The sequence below is a fragment of the Streptomyces sp. NPDC059201 genome (assembly GCF_042754585.1).
In the GTDB taxonomy this organism is placed as follows: Bacteria; Actinomycetota; Actinomycetes; order Streptomycetales; family Streptomycetaceae; genus Streptomyces.
In genome coordinates this window covers 1-16467 of sequence record NZ_JBHZBB010000009.1, presented here as the reverse complement: position 1 = coordinate 16467, position 16467 = coordinate 1, and the positions used below count along the sequence as shown (strand labels likewise).

Annotated in this window: 16 protein-coding genes; 3 read left to right on the top strand and 13 right to left on the bottom strand. The window is 72.2% G+C overall.

Features of this window, described 5'->3' with window-relative positions; translation table 11 throughout:
- Positions 1 to 152: 152 nt before the first annotated feature.
- From ACFXMG_RS26405 to ACFXMG_RS26385, 5 genes are all read right to left on the bottom strand, one after another.
- Positions 153 to 1823 carry a uroporphyrinogen-III synthase gene (locus tag ACFXMG_RS26405; RefSeq protein ID WP_383817095.1) on the bottom strand — a complete coding sequence of 557 codons (1671 nt, stop codon included), beginning with the start codon at positions 1821 to 1823 and terminating at the stop codon, positions 153 to 155.
- Positions 1820 to 2806, bottom strand: a complete 987-nt coding sequence (hemC, locus tag ACFXMG_RS26400; protein ID WP_383817092.1) for a hydroxymethylbilane synthase — start codon at positions 2804 to 2806, stop codon at positions 1820 to 1822. The genes ACFXMG_RS26405 and hemC overlap by 4 nt, the downstream gene beginning before the upstream one ends.
- Positions 2803 to 4158 (bottom strand): glutamyl-tRNA reductase, encoded by a 1356-nt coding sequence (locus ACFXMG_RS26395; RefSeq protein WP_383817089.1) that lies wholly within the window; start codon positions 4156 to 4158, stop codon positions 2803 to 2805. Before ACFXMG_RS26395 ends, hemC begins: the two co-directional genes overlap by 4 nt.
- On the bottom strand, positions 4155 to 4931 hold the full coding sequence (locus tag ACFXMG_RS26390) for a redox-sensing transcriptional repressor Rex (protein WP_383817088.1): 777 nt from the start codon (positions 4929 to 4931) through the stop codon (positions 4155 to 4157). The genes ACFXMG_RS26395 and ACFXMG_RS26390 overlap by 4 nt, the downstream gene beginning before the upstream one ends.
- A 272-nt stretch (positions 4932 to 5203) precedes the next feature.
- Positions 5204 to 5494, bottom strand: coding sequence for a glutaredoxin family protein (locus ACFXMG_RS26385; RefSeq protein WP_383817086.1), 291 nt, complete (start codon positions 5492 to 5494; stop codon positions 5204 to 5206).
- A 93-nt stretch (positions 5495 to 5587) separates the two neighbouring features.
- Between ACFXMG_RS26385 and ACFXMG_RS26380 the strand changes: the two genes are divergently transcribed.
- The 3 genes from ACFXMG_RS26380 (at position 5588) to ACFXMG_RS26370 (ending at position 9459) form a co-directional block, all read left to right on the top strand.
- Positions 5588 to 6556 (top strand): HAD family hydrolase, encoded by a 969-nt coding sequence (locus tag ACFXMG_RS26380; protein ID WP_383817083.1) that lies wholly within the window; start codon positions 5588 to 5590, stop codon positions 6554 to 6556.
- Positions 6557 to 7053: 497 nt separating this feature from the next.
- Positions 7054 to 7845, top strand: coding sequence for an ECF subfamily RNA polymerase sigma factor, BldN family (locus tag ACFXMG_RS26375; protein ID WP_383817080.1), 792 nt, complete (start codon positions 7054 to 7056; stop codon positions 7843 to 7845).
- 342 nt (positions 7846 to 8187) lie between these two features.
- A complete protein-coding gene (locus ACFXMG_RS26370; protein ID WP_383817077.1) occupies positions 8188 to 9459 on the top strand; it encodes a DUF5667 domain-containing protein in 1272 nt (423 codons plus the stop codon).
- A gap of 57 nt (positions 9460 to 9516) precedes the next feature.
- Here ACFXMG_RS26370 and ACFXMG_RS26365 read toward each other — a convergent pair whose 3' ends face one another.
- The 8 genes from ACFXMG_RS26365 to ACFXMG_RS26330 form a co-directional block, all read right to left on the bottom strand.
- The gene (locus tag ACFXMG_RS26365; RefSeq protein WP_383817074.1) at positions 9517 to 10593 is read right to left on the bottom strand and encodes a lysophospholipid acyltransferase family protein; all 1077 of its coding nucleotides are present in this window, start codon (positions 10591 to 10593) and stop codon (positions 9517 to 9519) included.
- A 15-nt stretch (positions 10594 to 10608) separates the two neighbouring features.
- On the bottom strand, positions 10609 to 11670 hold the full coding sequence (locus ACFXMG_RS26360) for an NAD-dependent epimerase/dehydratase family protein (protein WP_383817072.1): 1062 nt from the start codon (positions 11668 to 11670) through the stop codon (positions 10609 to 10611).
- Between the two features lie 153 nt (positions 11671 to 11823).
- A complete protein-coding gene (locus tag ACFXMG_RS26355; protein WP_003948845.1) occupies positions 11824 to 11922 on the bottom strand; it encodes a 30S ribosomal protein bS22 in 99 nt (32 codons plus the stop codon).
- A 152-nt stretch (positions 11923 to 12074) separates the two neighbouring features.
- Positions 12075 to 12284: a helix-turn-helix domain-containing protein gene (locus tag ACFXMG_RS26350; RefSeq protein WP_030495139.1), complete on the bottom strand. Its 210-nt coding sequence runs from the start codon at positions 12282 to 12284 to the stop codon at positions 12075 to 12077.
- Positions 12285 to 12411: 127 nt separating this feature from the next.
- Positions 12412 to 13227 carry a phosphatase gene (locus ACFXMG_RS26345; protein ID WP_383817069.1) on the bottom strand — a complete coding sequence of 272 codons (816 nt, stop codon included), beginning with the start codon at positions 13225 to 13227 and terminating at the stop codon, positions 12412 to 12414.
- Between the two features lie 81 nt (positions 13228 to 13308).
- Positions 13309 to 14484, bottom strand: coding sequence for an acetoin utilization protein AcuC (locus ACFXMG_RS26340; RefSeq protein WP_383817066.1), 1176 nt, complete (start codon positions 14482 to 14484; stop codon positions 13309 to 13311).
- Complete coding sequence (locus ACFXMG_RS26335; protein ID WP_383817063.1) at positions 14453 to 15661, bottom strand: MFS transporter; 1209 nt, start codon at positions 15659 to 15661, stop codon at positions 14453 to 14455. The genes ACFXMG_RS26340 and ACFXMG_RS26335 overlap by 32 nt, the downstream gene beginning before the upstream one ends.
- Positions 15662 to 15704: 43 nt before the next feature.
- Positions 15705 to 16352 carry an HAD family hydrolase gene (locus ACFXMG_RS26330; protein ID WP_383817060.1) on the bottom strand — a complete coding sequence of 216 codons (648 nt, stop codon included), beginning with the start codon at positions 16350 to 16352 and terminating at the stop codon, positions 15705 to 15707.
- Between the last annotated feature and the right edge of the window lie 115 nt (positions 16353 to 16467).

The window sequence follows — 16467 nt, the reverse complement described above, 5'->3', positions numbered from 1 at the left end:
GCTACGCCCGCCCCGCACCCCCACTTACCGACACCCTGTTGCCGCCCGGTCACAGCAACCAAGCACAGCAACCAAGCCCACCAAGAAGGCGCGGGCCCTCGAAGAGGACCCGCGCCAGAACACACCACAAGAACGCCTCGAAGGCCGCCCTACTACGTGGTCCGCCGCCTCCGCGCCCCCGGCCGCCGCTCGCTCGGCCGCGTGACGGGGTCGCCCGCCTCCAGCGCCGCCTCGCGACGCCGCATGCCGAACTCCGCCAGCGCCTCGGCCAGCTTGTGCACGGACGGCTCGGGCGACAGCACGTCCACCCGCAGCCCGTGCTCCTCCGCCGTCTTGGCCGTCGCCGGCCCGATACAGGCGATGACGGTCACGTTGTGCGGCTTGCCGGCGATGCCGACCAGGTTCCGCACGGTCGACGAGGAGGTGAAGAGCACGGCGTCGAAACCGCCGCCCTTGATCGCCTCGCGCGTGTCCGCCGGCGGCGGCGACGCGCGCACGGTCCGGTAGGCCGTGACGTCGTCGACCTCCCAGCCCAGCTCGATGAGCCCGGCGACCAGCGTCTCGGTCGCGATGTCGGCGCGCGGCAGGAAGACGCGGTCGATCGGGTCGAAGACCGGGTCGTACGGCGGCCAGTCCTCAAGCAGCCCGGCGGCGCTCTGCTCACCGCTCGGCACCAGATCCGGCTTCACGCCGAAGTCGACCAGCGCGGCGGCCGTCTGCTCGCCCACCGCCGCGACCTTGATCCCGGCGAAGGCGCGGGCGTCGAGCCCGTACTCCTCGAACTTCTCGCGTACGGCCTTGACCGCGTTGACCGACGTGAAGGCGATCCACTCGTACCGTCCGGTCACGAGTCCCTTGACGGCCCGCTCCATCTGCTGCGGGGTCCGGGGCGGCTCGACCGCGATGGTCGGCACCTCGTGCGGCACGGCTCCGTACGAGCGCAGCTGGTCGGAGAGCGACGCGGCCTGCTCCTTGGTGCGCGGCACGAGCACCCGCCAGCCGAAGAGCGGCTTGGACTCGAACCACGAGAGCTGGTCGCGCTGCGCCGGGGCGCTGCGCTCGCCGACCACGGCTATCACCGGCCGGTGGCCCTCGGGGGAGGGGAGCACCTTGCCCTGCTTGAAGACCTGGGCGATCGTCCCGAGGGTCGCGGTCCAGGTCCGCTGGCGCGTGGTCGTGCCGCCGACGGTGACGGTGAGCGGGGTGTCCGGCTTGCGGCCGGCCGCCACCAGCTCACCGGCGGCCGCGGCCACCGAGTCGAGCGAGGTCGACACGACGACGGTGCCGTCGGAGGCGCCGACCTCGGCCCAGCAGCGGTCGTCGGCGGTCCGGGCGTCGACGAAGCGGACGTCGGTGCCCTGCTCGTCGCGGAGCGGCACACCGGCGTACGCGGGAACGCCGACCACGTTCGCGACGCCGGGGACGACCTCGAAGGGGATGCCCTCGGCGGCGCAGGCGAGCATCTCGGCGCCCGCGTTGCCGTCGAGGCCGGGGTCGCCGGTCACCGCACGGACGACCCGCCTGCCGCCGCGTGCCGCCTCCATGACAAGATTGGCCGCATCCCTCAACACGGGGACACCGGCGGCTGTTGACGCTTCGTCAACAACCGTCAGCTCAGGCGTGCTCACGCCCGCGCGCGCATGGCCGCGGACGACGTCGAGGACCTCCGGCTCGGCGATCAGGACGTCCGCTCCCGCCAGGGCCTCGACGGCCCGGAGGGTCAGGAGTCCGGGGTCGCCTGGTCCTGCGCCGAGGAAGGTGACGTGGCCGTGGCCCGCGAAGACGGGGGACACGGGGCTGGTGGTCGGGCGGGTGGGGTTCAAAGTGCTCGCTCCCCCATAAGACCGGCCGCACCCTTGGCGAGCATCTCGGCCGCGAGTTCGCGTCCGAGCGCCGCCGCCTCGTCGTGCGAGGTGGGGACGGAACCGGTGGTGGACAGCTGCACCAGCGTCGAGCCGTCGGTGGTGCCGACGACGCCGCGCAGGCGCATTTCGGTGACAACCTGCCCGTGACCGGGACCGTCGGCGAGGATGTCGGCGAGCGCGCCCACGGGTGCGCTACAGCCGGCCTCAAGGGCGGCGAGCAGGGATCGCTCAGCGGTCACGGCGGCCCGCGTCCGCGGGTCGTCGAGAGCGGAGAGCGTGGCGACGAGGTCGGTGTTCGACGCCAGGCATTCGACGGCCAGGGCACCCTGGCCGGGGGCGGGCAGGACGGAGTCGACCGGCAGGTGCTGGGCCGACAGGCCGCCGAGGAGTTCCTCGGTGCCGCCGATGCGGTTGAGTCCGGCCGCGGCGAGGACGACGGCGTCGAGCTCGCCCTTGCGGACGTAGCCGACGCGGGTGTCGACGTTGCCGCGGATCGGGACGCAGGTCAGGTCGAGGCCGTGGCTGCGGGCGTACGCGTTCAGCTGGGCCATGCGGCGCGGCGAGCCGGTGCCGACGCGGGCGCCCTTGGGGAGGCGGTCGAGGGAGAGGCCCTCGCCCGCGATGAGGACGTCGCGCGGGTCCTCGCGCTTCGGGATCGCGGCCAGCGTCAGCCCGGGGTGCTGGGCGGTCGGCAGGTCCTTCAGGGAGTGGACGGCGAAGTCGACCTCGCCGTCGAGCAGCGCGTCGCGGAGGGCGGCGACGAAGACGCCGGTGCCGCCGATCTGCGCGAGGTGCTCACGGGAGGTGTCCCCGTACGTGGTGATCTCCACGAGCTCGACGGACCGGCCGGTCAGCTGCCGGACCGCGTCGGCCACGTGGCCGGACTGGGCCATGGCGAGCTTGCTGCGCCTGGTCCCGAGCCTCAGTGCCCTCTCGGTCATACTCGCCCTCGGTTCTTGACGTCGGCGTCATTCAGGTCGGCCCGGGAGACGGAAGCCACCGTCTCCGGGTCGAGGTCGAAGAGTGTCCGCAGCGCGTCCGCGTACCCGGCGCCGCCGGGCTCGCTGGCGAGCTGCTTGACCCGCACGGTCGGCGCGTGCAGGAGCTTGTCGACGACGCGGCGCACGGTCTGGGTGATCTCGGCGCGCTGCTTGTCGTCGAGGCCGGGGAGGCGGCCTTCGAGGCGGGCGACCTCGCTGGCCACCACGTCGGCGGCCATGGTGCGCAGGGCGACCACGGTGGGGGTGATGTGGGCGGCGCGCTGGGCGGCGCCGAAGGCGGCGACCTCGTCGGAGACGAGACCGCGGACCTGGTCGACGTCGGCGGCCATGGGGGCGTCGGCGGAGGCGTCGGCCAGCGACTCGATGTCGACGAGCCGGACACCGGGGATCCGGTGGGCGGCGGCGTCGATGTCGCGGGGCATGGCGAGGTCGAGCAGGTACAGGGGCTCGTCGCGGCCCGCGGCGGCGGCCTCGACGGCGTCGCCGCCGAGGACGAGTCCGGTGGCGCCGGTGCAGGAGACGACGACGTCGGCCCGGCCGAGTTCGTCGCCGACGGCAACCATCGTGGCCGCGCGCGCGGCCACGCCCGTACCACCGGACTCGGCGAGGATCTCGGCGAGCCGCTCGGCGCGGGCGAGGGTGCGGTTGGCGATGACGACCTCGGCGACGCCCACGCGGGCGAGGGTCGCGGCGGCCAGCGACGACATGGATCCGGCGCCGATGACGAGGGCGCGCTTGCCCCGCGCCCAGGTGGCGACGTCGGTGCCCTGGGCCAGCTGCTCCAGGCCGAAGGTGACGAGCGACTGCCCGGCCCGGTCGATGCCGGTCTCGCTGTGGGCGCGCTTGCCGACCCGCAGGGCCTGCTGGAAGAGGTCGTTCAGGAGCCGGCCCGCGGTGTGCAGGTCCTGGCCGAGGGCGAGGGCGTCCTTGATCTGGCCGAGGATCTGGCCCTCGCCGACGACCATGGAGTCCAGGCCGCAGGCCACCGAGAAGAGGTGGTGGACGGCCCGGTCCTCGTAGTGCACGTAGAGGTAGGGGGTGAGTTCCTCCAGGCCGACGCCGCTGTGCTGGGCGAGCAGCGTGGAGAGCTCGGCGACGCCCGCGTGGAACTTGTCCACGTCGGCGTAGAGCTCGATGCGGTTGCAGGTGGCGAGGACGGTGGCCTCGGCGGCCGGTTCGGCGGCGAGGGTGTCCTGGAGGAGCTTGGCCTGGGTGTCCGAGGGCAGCGAGGCCCGCTCCAGGATGGAGACGGGAGCGCTGCGGTGGCTCAGACCGACGACGAGGAGGCTCATGCCGGCATCACCGCGGGGGCGCCCCCGTCGGGTCCCTTGCGGCCGCTCGCGGCGGTGGTACGGGTGGCGGCCGGCGGCGCGGCGGGCGCGGCGGTCTCCTCGCCGGTGTCCTCGCCCGCCTTCCGCTGCTCGTGGAAGGCGAGGATCTGCAACTCGATGGAGAGGTCCACCTTGCGCACGTCGACGCCGTCGGGCACGGAGAGCACGGTCGGGGCGAAGTTGAGGATGGAGGTGACACCGGCGGCGACGAGGCGGTCGCAGACCGCCTGGGCGACGCCCGCCGGGGTCGCGATGACGCCGATGGAGACGCCGTCCTCGGCGATGATCTTCTCCAGGTCGTCGCTGTGCTGGACGGGGATCCCGGCGACCGGCTTGCCGGTCATGGCGGGGTCGGCGTCGATCAGCGCGGCGACGCGGAAGCCGCGGGAGGCGAAGCCGCCGTAGCCGGCGAGCGCGGCGCCGAGGTTACCGATGCCGACGATCACGACGGGCCAGTCCTGCGTCAGGCCGAGCTCGCGGGAGATCTGGTAGACGAGGTACTCGACGTCGTAGCCGACACCGCGGGTGCCGTACGAGCCGAGGTAGCTGAAGTCCTTGCGCAGCTTCGCGGAGTTGACGCCGGCCGCGGCCGCGAGCTCCTCCGAGGAGACCGTGGGTACGGAGCGCTCCGACAGCGCGGTCAGGGCGCGCAGATACAGCGGAAGGCGGGCGACGGTGGCCTCGGGAATTCCTCGGCTACGGGTCGCCGGTCGGTGAGTTCGGCCAGTTGCCACGGTGCTCCTGCGGGATGAGCGGGGCTGCAGGCGGCCATATGTCCCAGGACCGCCCCGTCGAATGCAGGCTATGTCTTTGTGAACGCGTGCACAAAGATGGTGTCCGTTTTGTCCGGCCAAAGTGACCGGGGTCACGCGACCGGTTCTCGCCGCCGTGGAACCGTCGCACGGTGCGACGCGTTGAGATCCCGAAGGGGGCAAAGCCGCACACACTCCTCACGACGTGGCCCCCGAATGCCAACAAAACGTCCATGATGGTAACCGGCTTTCGGTCACGCACCCAGTTCGCGCCGGAGCCGCCCGGCGTCCACCCGCCAGAAGGTGTGCTGCTCGCCGTCGACCAGGACGACCGGAATCTGCTCCCAGTACTCCTTGTACAGCGCCTCGTCCTGGAGGATGTCCTTCTCCTCCCAGCGTGCACCCGTCTCGGCGCAGACGGCCTCGATCACCGCCCGGGCATCGTCGCAGAGGTGGCACCCCGGCTTCCCGATGAGCGTCACGGTCCGCGCGGCCGGGTCCTTCGCCGCGTCCTTCTTCTTCGTACGTCCGAACATGCCGTCCATTGTCCCGCCCGGCCACAGCGGGGACCCGCACTGTTCACACGACGGCATCCCCACAAGTCGGGAAGTACCGAACAGACTGGCTATGCTCCAGACATGGCCGCTCTGGGATGGCTCACCCCCCGTAGGCGCTCCGCCACCGCGCGCAGCGTCCTCGCAGGCGAGGCCGCCGCGGAGGCGGCCCGCAAGACCTCGCTCCAGCTGGAGCTGGAGAGGGAGGAGGAGGCCGCCGCCATCGAGGCGGCCCGGGCCTCCGAAACCGCCCCCGAGGAGCCCGAGTTCCCGGTCGCCGGGGACGTGCGGGCCGCCGCCTTCTTCGATCTCGACAACACCGTGATGCAGGGCGCCGCGATCTTCCACTTCGGCCGCGGCCTGTACAAGCGGAAGTTCTTCCAGCGCCGCGAACTCGCCCGCTTCGCCTGGGCCCAGATCTGGTTCCGGCTGGCCGGCGTCGAGGACCCGGCCCACATGCAGGAGGCCCGCGACAGCGCGCTCTCCATCGTGCAGGGCCACCGCGTCTCCGAACTGATGTCGATCGGCGAGGAGATCTACGACGAGTACATGGCCGACCGGATCTGGCCGGGCACCCGCGCCCTGGCCCAGGCCCACCTCGACGCGGGCCAGAAGGTCTGGCTGGTCACGGCCGCCCCGGTCGAGACGGCCACGATCATCGCCCGCCGCCTCGGCCTCACCGGCGCCCTCGGCACGGTCGCCGAGTCCGTCGACGGCGTCTATACGGGCCGGCTGGTCGGCGAGCTGCTGCACGGCCCGGCCAAGGCGGAGGCGGTACGGGCCCTGGCCGCCGCCGAGGGCCTGGACCTCGCCCGCTGCGCCGCGTACAGCGACTCGCACAACGACATCCCGATGCTCTCGCTCGTCGGCCACCCGTACGCGATCAACCCCGACACCAAGCTGCGCAGGCACGCCCGGGACCGCGAGTGGCGGCTGCGCGACTACCGGACCGGCCGCAAGGCCGCCAAGATCGGCATCCCGGCCGCCGCGGGCCTCGGCGCCGTCGCCGGCGGCACCGCCGCCGCGGTCGCCCTGCACCGCCGCCGCCGCTGACCCACCCGGAACCCCGGCCCGCCCCGAACCCCGGCCCGCGGCACGGCGGATCACCGCTCCCGTACCCGAACTCCCGGACGTTTCCGGCGCGCCACGCCCGTGCCGATACGTTTCGGCTGCGATCATCTGCGACAACCGCGGACCAAAGCGACTCACCCGTCCGTGGTCGAACAGCCCCGCACACCTCGACTCCCGGGCATTCCCGCGCCCTTACCCAGGAGCGGCCCCGATCACTCCCCTCTACCGCACATGAGCACAACGCAACGCCGACGCAATCACACTCGGAAGCCACTCGATCAATAACCGGTCACGAACTGCGACTTGATCCGCCCGCAAGCGGTAACAGAAGCGACGTAATCGATGATTTGAGCAACTGGGTGTAGCGCTGCCTGTACGAAGCGTTATTCTCCTCAGACGCACAGCGGAACCCTCACATCGCTACCACGAGTGAACGGATCCGCACTGCACGTGATGGAAGCTCTGCCTCTGGGAGTCCCGTGTACCCACACGTCGGGGTTGACGCCTCGGGCCTGGCTACGCTGCGCGCAACGGTCCTCGACCACTTGCGTGGCTTCGTCCCCACCGCGTACGTCGGTCCTGCGCCCGCCTTCGCCTTCGCCGCACCGGCACCGGCCGGTCCTTGCTATGCCCTGGCCGACGGCGGTGCCGCCGTCGGCAGACGGGGCGCGCGCGGCGGCGCCGGAAGCCCGACCGCCGCCCGACGCCCCACCGCCGACAGCGACAGCGCCCGCATGATGGATCTGGTCGAGCGCGCCCAGGCCGGTGAGGCCGAGGCATTCGGCCGGCTGTACGACCAGTACAGCGACACCGTCTACCGCTACATCTACTACCGCGTCGGCGGGAAGGCCACGGCGGAGGACCTCACCAGCGAGACCTTCCTCCGCGCCCTCCGCCGCATCTCCACCTTCACCTGGCAGGGCCGCGACTTCGGCGCCTGGCTCGTCACCATCGCCCGCAACCTGGTCGCCGACCACTTCAAGTCCAGCCGCTTCCGGCTGGAGGTCACCACCGGCGAGATGCTCGACGCCAACGAGGTCGAGCGCAGCCCGGAGGACTCCGTCCTCGAGTCCCTCTCCAACGCCGCGCTGCTCGACGCCGTCCGCCGCCTCAATCCCCAGCAGCAGGAGTGCGTCACCCTCCGCTTCCTCCAGGGCCTCTCGGTCGCCGAGACCGCGCGGGTCATGGGGAAGAACGAGGGCGCCATCAAGACGCTCCAGTACCGGGCCGTCCGCACCCTGGCCCGCCTGCTGCCCGAGGACGCCCGCTAGCGCGGGCCGCCGACCGCCGCCACCCTCCCTCCCCGAACCCCCTCATCCCCTACCCCCCTGTCCCCTCCCCCCGTGAAGTCACTTGTCCCCCTCATCCATACATCTCCCCCCACGCCACCACTGCCCGTCCCACATCACAGTTGGTGACGCATCGATGACGCACTGGTCCGATCATCTTTCGCGCGTAACCCAAGTGCCGCGCCGCTCGTTGTGCGAAATGCAGGCTCCCTGTGGTCCCGCCCTGCCCACAGATCCTCACTCGTTCGTGTGGATCTGCTCAAGGCGGGCAACCTTCCGGATCCCCCGGGGAGTCGACCGTCATGACGAGAGGAGGTGCCGCCAGTGATCGCGAACGTGCACCGGCGGGCGAACGCCTTCGCCCAGGCCCTGGAGGACCGGACGCCCGAGGGTGAGGCGGCCGACCGGCCCGACACCCCGGCCGACACCGGCGACCAGGGACGGCAGTTGGCCTTGGCGAGCGGACTCGGCGACCTGCCGAAGCCGAAGCTCGATCCCGAGGTCAAGGTGGTGCAGCGAGCCCAGCTCGTCGCCGCCATGGAGGCGATGTTCGCCCAGGGGACGGCCGCCGCAGGCCCCACCGTCCCGGAGCAGCGGAGCACCCGGGGCGCCCATCGGGCCTCCCCTCTGCGCAAGCTCCGCCCACGCTCCCGCTGGACCAAGGGGCTCGCCGCCGGCGGCCTCACGGTCGGTGTGGCCGCCGGAGCCTTCGGCGGCGTCGCCGCCGCCAGCTCCGACGCCCTCCCCGGCGACTCGCTCTACGGGCTCAAGCGGGGCATGGAAGACCTCAAGCTGGGCATGGCCGACGACGACGCCGACCGCGGGGGCATCTACCTCGACCAGGCGTCCACCCGGCTCAGCGAGGCCCGCCGGCTCATGGAGCGCGCCCGCTCCGGCGACCTCGACCACGAGTCCCTCAGCGAGATCCGCCGCGCCCTCGGCGGCATGAAGCACGACGCCGAGGAAGGCCACCGGCTGCTCCGCCAGGCGTACGACCGGGACGGCGAGATCGGTCCCATGGCCCGGCTGAACTCCTTCGCGCAGGCCCACCGCGACACCTGGAAGGGGCTGCGCGACCGCCTCCCCGTCCAGCTCACGGACGTCGGCGAAGAGGTCAGCGGCGTCTTCGACGCCATAGACCAGGAGGTCGAGCCGCTCCAGTCGATGCTGCCCCGCACCCTCGAGAAGGGCGCGGTCGCACCCGGCGGCTCCAGCAGCAGCCCCACCACCCGGCAGACCGGGCAGGGCACCGAACCGCAGCAGCCCCCGGCCGCCCAGGACACCCCCACCCAGGGCAGCCACACCGTCACCACGCCCCACCCCTCCGGCACCACCCAGGGAGCGGGCACCGGAGGCAACACCGGCACCGGCACCACCCCGAGCCCGGGCGCCGACCCCAGCACCACCTCCCCCGAGGAGGACGGCCTCCTCGGCGGCAACACCGGCGGCCTCCTGCCGTCCCCGACGGGCACGGGCACCCCCACCACCCCCGAGGAGAGCCAGGTGGCGACCCCCACACCCCCGGACGTCACCATCCCGCCACTCCTGCCGGGCCTCCTTCCGGGCCTCGGCATCGACAGCGAGGACGCTCGCTGACAAGGAGAAGGGGCGCCCCCACGGACGGGGGGCGCCCCTTCTTCCATGCCCGAGCGGCTAGAAGAAGACCGACCGCCGCTGCACCAGCAGCTTGTAGAGGGTGTGCTGGATCTGCTCCCGCACCTGGTCCGTCAGGTTGAACATCAGCATCGGATCCTCCGCCGCCTCCGGCGGATACGAGTCCGTCGGGATCGGCTCCCCGAACTGGATCGTCCACTTCGTCGGCAGCGGCAGCATCCCCAGCGGCCCCAGCCACGGAAAGGTCGGCGTGACCGGCACGTACGGCAGACCCAGCAGCCGCGCCAGCGTCTTCGCGTTCCCGATCATCGGGTAGATCTCCTCGGCGCCCACGATCGAGCAGGGCACGATCGGCACCCCCGCCCGCAGCGCCGTCGAGACGAAACCGCCCCGCCCGAACCGCTGGAGCTTGTACCGCTCCGAGAACGGCTTCCCGATCCCCTTGAAGCCCTCCGGCATCACCCCGACGACCTCACCGGCCCGCAGCAGCCGCTCCGCGTCCTCCGCGCACGCCAGGGTGTGCCCCGCCTTCCGGGCCAGCTCGTTGACCACCGGCAGCACGAAGACCAGGTCCGCGGCGAGCAGCCGCAGATGCCGGCCCGCCGGATGGTGGTCGTGCACCGCGACCTGCATCATCAGCCCGTCCAGCGGCAGCGTCCCGGAATGGTTCGCGACGATCAGCGCCCCGCCCTTCTCCGGGATGTTCTCGACGCCCTTCACCTCCACCCGGAAGTACTTCTCGTACAGCGGGCGCAGCAGCGACATCAGCACCTGGTCGGTCAGCTCGGCGTCGTACCCGAACTCGTCGACCTCGTACTCCCCCGTGACCCGTCGCCGCAGAAACGCGAGGCCCCCCGCGAGCCTCCGCTCCCACCCCGCCCGACCGGCCCCACCAGCCCCCTCCGTCACGTCCGTAACAGCCTCCGTTACGGCCTCCGGGGCAGGCGCCTCCGCCGACGCCGCCTCGCGCGGCTCCTCGGGCACCTCCCGCGCGCCCGGCAGCGCCCGTACCGCCGCCGGGGCGGTCTCGGCACCGGACGGCTCCCCGGGCCGCGGCGGCCGCCGCCGGGCCCGCGAACGGTCGTCGTCGAAAGGAATCACCTGGGCGTCCGCCATCGCTGTCGCTGCTCCTCAGGCACCGTCGTGAGAAGGGATCGGGTACGCGTCCGGGGCGACCCGGACGGCCAGCCGGTCCACCGCCCCCGCGAGCGTCTCCGGCGGCAGGAGGCCGGGCCCCCGGCTCGCCGCGAAGTCCGCGAACGTCTCCGCCGTCGAATACCGCGGCCGGAAGCCCAGGACCTCCCGCAGCTGCGCGGTCGAGACGACCCGCCCGTGCGTGAGGAGCCGGATCTGCTCGGGCGCGAAGTCGGTCAGCCCCACCGTCCGCAGCGCCGAACCCACCCAGGTCACCGCCGGCAGCAGCACCGGCACCGTCGGGCGCCCGAGCCGCCGCGCGCACTGCGAGAGCAGCAGCACCCCGTCGCCCGCCACGTTGAAGGTCCCGCTGTTCAGCGACGCCCGGCGCGGCTCCTGCGCCACGAGCCGCAGCACGTCGATCACGTCGTCCTCGTGGACGAACTGCAACCGCGGGTCGTAGCCCAGGACCGTCGGCATCACCGGCAGCGACAGGTACTCGGTCAGCGGCGACTGCACCCGGGGCCCCAGGATGTTCGCGAACCGCAGCACGCACACCGCCACGTCCGGCCGCCGCCGGGCGAAGCCCCGTACATACCCCTCGACCTCGACCGCGTCCTTCGCGAAACCGCCGCTCGGCAGCGACTTCGCCGGCGTCGTCTCGGTGAAGACCGCCGGATCGCGGGGCGCGGAGCCGTACACGGTCGTACTGGACTTCACCACGAGCCGTCCGACCCGCGGCGACTTCTGGCAGGCTCCCAGCAGCTGCATGGTGCCGATGACGTTGGTCTCCTTGACCGACGTCCGGCCGCCCGCGCCCAGCGCCGTCCCCGTGACGTCGAGGTGCACCACCGTGTCCACCTCGTGCTCCGCGAGCACCTTGGCGATGGCCGGCCGGCGGATGTCGGCCCGGACGAACTCGGCGGCCCCCAGTGGATGCCCGGGCTCGACCGCGTCCACGGCCACCACCCGCTCCACCTCCGGGTCCCGCTGGATCCGCCGCACGAAGCGGCCCCCCAGATGCCGGGCGGCACCGGTCACGAGCACGACCTTGCCCAAGATCAGCGCCTTCCGTCCGAACTTCCGTCCGTCTATCCGTAGCCGCCACCGTAGCGCCTGAGCATTTCGACGCAATGAAAACGTGGCCCCTCACCGATGCCGGTGAAGGGCCACGTCTTTTCACACACGGGAAAACCGCTCGCGCGGCGCCGCTTACTTCTTGTTGCGACGCTGAACGCGCGTGCGCTTGAGCAGCTTGCGGTGCTTCTTCTTGGCCATCCGCTTGCGCCGCTTCTTGATAACAGAGCCCACGACTACCCTCGCTCACTTCTTCTCACTGGTGCGGGGCGTCTGGGCCCACACGACCTACGAGGGGTTAGCCTACCGCCCCTGGCACCGCACGAGTAATCCGAGGGCCGTGCCCGGCTCACCGGCCGTTCGGCCGCAGGTCGACCGCGCGCCCGCTACGCGGTCCCCACCCCCACGTACGACTCCCTCAGGTACGCGTGAACCGCCTGTTCCGGGACCCGGAAGGACCTGCCCACCCGGATCGCCGGCAGATGACCGCTGTGCACCAAGCGGTACACGGTCATCTTCGACACGCGCATCACCGCGGCGACTTCCGCCACGGTCAGGAACTTGACCTCGTTGAGAGGCCGATCGCCAGCAGCCATGACCCACCTGTACCTTCCGCCGCGACGCCCACCGGCTTCCCCTCCGGTGACTCTTCGTCGTCGAACGCTCACGAATCAGAGTAGGGGCGGGTGGTACGAGTGGGGAAGAGGAGCCCCTATCGCCCGTTTACCGTGACAGACACGCTCGATTGAGTACATAGCGCGTGAGGGGACGGTAGTACACCGAGCGCACTCCGTCATCGAGCGGAACGGCCACCGAGACCTGCCCCTCGGCCTCCCCCACGAAGAGCGCCGGGTCGTCCGTGTCGGCCAGCCCGATCGCCTCGATACCCAGCTGACCAGCACCGCAGACCCAGCCGTGGTCCCCCACGACCAGCTCGGGAAGCGGCCCGCCGGCCTCCGCCGCGCTCTCCAGCGCGGCCCGTACCGGCAGCGCCGAGTGGGAGTGCGCCCCCGGCTCGCGCCCGCCCTCCGACGGCCCCGCCTCCCGTACGAACGCGACGCCGCGTACGTGGTCGAGGGCGTACGTGCGTAGACCGAACCGGGTCGTTATGTCGACACATCTCCCCTGCGCCGGGGTGAGTACGTCACATCCCGCCGCCGACAAAGCGTCTGCGAGGGCGACGTAGAAACCGAGCAGCCGGTGCGGATGCCCCGTCCCGAAGAGCACCGGGGCCCGCCGCGCCGCCACCTCCGCGAGCCGTCCCGCGAAGGCGTCGAGGCCCCGCAGCGTCCGCTCCGGATCGATCACGTCCTGCCCCGAGCGGTGCGCGGGGTCCCCCGACACCCCGCACTTCTCCGCCATCAGTCCCAGCAGCTCGGCCTCGCCCCAGCCCCCGGCGGGCACCAGCCCCAGCGTCACCCGGGGGTCCCGCGCCGCGAAGAGCCGATAGCTCCGCAGGCTCTCCTCCCGCGAGGTCGCCACGGTCCCCGCCAACCCCGCCGCCAACAGATGCGCCCGCAGCGCCCCGGTACTCAACACCCTTCCGATGCTGCCGGATCCATCCTGCCGGAACGTCAAAATCCCCTGTACACCGCACAGTTGGCGTAACAGGGCGGATACTCAGGCGAGCAGTCCCCGCAGCGGGAAGGCCGCCTTCCGGGTCGCGAGCACCGCCTGGTCCAGCCGGTCCGCGGGGTCGTATCCCGCCGCCCACTCACGGAAGTCGACCGGCCACCGCCCGTCGGTCATCCGCCCCGGCCCGAGCTGCCGCGTCCGCGCGTACACCTCGTCCCGCCAGGAGGACGGGATCACGGTCTCCGGCGCCACGGGCGCGTGCGCCGCGATTCCCACGAGATGCGTCCACGACCTCGGTACGACGTCGACGACCGCGTATCCGCCGCCGCCGAGCGCCACCCACCGGCCGTCCGCGTACGTGTGCGCCAGCTCGTGGCACGCCTCCTGCACCGCCCGCTGCGCGTCCAGCGAGACCGCCAGGTGCGCGAGCGGATCGTCGAAGTGCGTGTCGGCCCCGTGCTGGGTCACGAGGACCTGCGGCCGGAAGTCGGCGAGGAGCTCCGGCACCACCGCGTGGAAGGCCCGCACCCATCCGGCGTCCCCGGTCCCGGCCGGCAGCGCCACGTTCACCGCGCCGCCCTCGCCGGGCCCGGACGCCCCGGTCTCCTCCGGCCAGCCGGTCTGCGGGAACAGCGTCCGCGGGTGCTCGTGCAGCGAGACGGTCAGGACGCGCGGGTCCTCCCAGAACGCGGCCTGCACCCCGTCCCCGTGGTGGACGTCGACGTCCACGTACGCGACCCGCTCGACGCCCAGTTCGAGGAGCCGGGCGATCGCCAGCGAGGCGTCGTTGTAGATGCAGAACCCGGCCGCCCCGCCCGGCATGGCGTGGTGCAGCCCGCCGGCGAAGTTCACGGCGTGCTCGGCCTCGCCCCGCCACACGGCCTCCGCCGCCGCGACCGACTGCCCGGCGATCAGCGCGGACGCCTCGTGCATCCCCTCGAACGCCGGATCGTCGACCGTCCCGAGCCCGTACGCCTGGTCGGCGTGGCGCGGGTCGGCCGAGGCCGCCTTCACCGCGTCCACGTAGTCCTCGCGGTGCACGAGCCGCAGCGTCGACTCCCCGGCAGGCTTGGCGGCGACCACGTCCACCGCCCGGTCGAGCCCGAAGGCCCGGACCAGCCCCATGGTCAGCGCGAGCCGCACCGGGTCCATCGGGTGCTGGGGCCCGAAGTCGTACCCCGTGACAGCTTCATCCCACATCAACAGTGCGCGGCCGCTCATGCCCGCCACCGTATCGGGCCTCCCGCGCGCCGAACGACGTGGCATACACCACCGTCACCAGCACGAGCACCATCGGCACCACCATGGCCCCCCGGTAGCTCCACGCGTCCCCGAGCGCCCCGACGAGCGGGGAGCCGACGAGGAAGCCGACGTAGTTGAAGACGTTGAGCCGGGCGACGGCCGCGTCGCTGTTCTCCGGGAAGAGCCGCCCGGCCGCCGCGAAGGTCTGCGGCACGATCACGCTCAGCCCGAGCCCCAGCAGGGTGAAGGCCGCGATGCCCACCCAGGCCGAGGGCGCCACCGCCACCAGCGCGAACCCGCAGGCCGCGAGCACCGCCCCGGCCCGCACGACCACCGCCGCCCCGAAGTACCGCACCCCGAGGTCGCCCACGGCCCGCCCGAGCAGCGTCGTCACCATGTACGCGTTGTAGGGGACGGTCGCCGCCGCCTCGGAGCTGCCGAGCACGTCCTGGAGGTACTTCGCCGACCAGTTGGAGACCGTCGAGTCCCCGATGTACGCGAACGTCATCACCAGGCACAGCGGCAGCAGCAGCCGGAACGACAGCACCCCGCCCTTCTCCGCCGCCCCGCCGTCCGGCGCCGCCTCGGCGTCCGCCTTCGCGTCCACATACCACCGGCTGCCGAGGAAGGCGGCCGGCGCAAGGACGACGACCACCGGCAGGTACGACCAGAACAGCGACAGGTGCCAGTGCGCCCCCACCCAGGCCAGCGAGGCGCCGGCGATCCCGCCGAGGCTGTACGCGGCGTGGAAGCCGAGCATGATGCTCCGCCCGTACGTCCGCTGGAGGCTCACCCCCAGCATGTTCATGGACGCGTCGAGCGCGCCGACCGCGAGCCCGAACGCGCCGAGCGCCACGGCCGCCATCCACAGCGCGTCCCCCGCCCCCACACCCAGCAGGGCCAGCAGGACGACGGGCTGCGACCACCGCAGCACCACCGAGGGCGCCACCCGGGCGACCAGCTTCTCCGTCGCCACGCTCGCCACACCGGCGAGGATCGGCACGGCGGCCAGGAAGAGGGGCAGCAGCCCGTCGGAGATCCCGTACCGGTCCTGGATCCCGGGTATCCGGGTCACGAGCAGGGCGAAGGCCACGCCCTGGACGAGGAAACTGAGGGCCAGGGAGCCCCGCCCCCGCCGCAGCCGCACATCGGTCATGGCGGCACAGCGTAGGCCCGCCACCTACCGATGGGTAGATGGATCACAGACCCAAAATGCCGGGCAGTTCCTCCATCCGCGAGAAGAAGCCCTTCGCCCCGGTCAGCCGGGACTCGGGCGTCATCGCGGTGAACCCGTACACGTCCATTCCGGCGGCCACGGCCGCCTGGACGCCGAGCCGGCTGTCCTCGACGACGACGCACCGCGCGGGCTCCACCCCCATCCGCGCGGCCGCGTGAAGGAAGAGGTCCGGCGCAGGCTTGCCCCGGCCGACGTCCTCGGCGCTGTAGACGAGCTCCTCGGGGAACCAGGCGTCGAGCCCGGTCTTCCGGTGCCCGACCCTGATCCGCTCGTGGCTCCCGGAAGAGGCCACGCAGTACGGAGTCCGCTCGGCCACCAGCCGCTTCAGCACCTCCACCGCCCCTTCCACCGGCTCCAGTTCCTCCTGGAAGGCGGCGAAGACCCGCGAGTGGAAGACGTCGTCGAAGTCCTCGGGCAGCCGCTGCCCGGTCCTTTCGCCCACGAGGTCGTGCACCCGGTGGATGGCGGCTCCCATGTAGTCGCGGAGGGAGTCCTCGTATGTGGTGGGGTGTCCGAGCTCGGTGAGGTAGCCGGCGAGCAACCGGTTGGAGAGCGGCTCACTGTCGACGAGCACGCCGTCGTTGTCGAAGATGACCAGGTCATAGCGCATGCACCCAGCCTAGAACGCAAAAATGCCTCAACCCCCGGACAGAGTCCGGGGGTTGAGGCTAAAGATTGTTCGGCGGCGTCCTACTCTCCCACAGGGTCCCCCCTGCAGTACCATC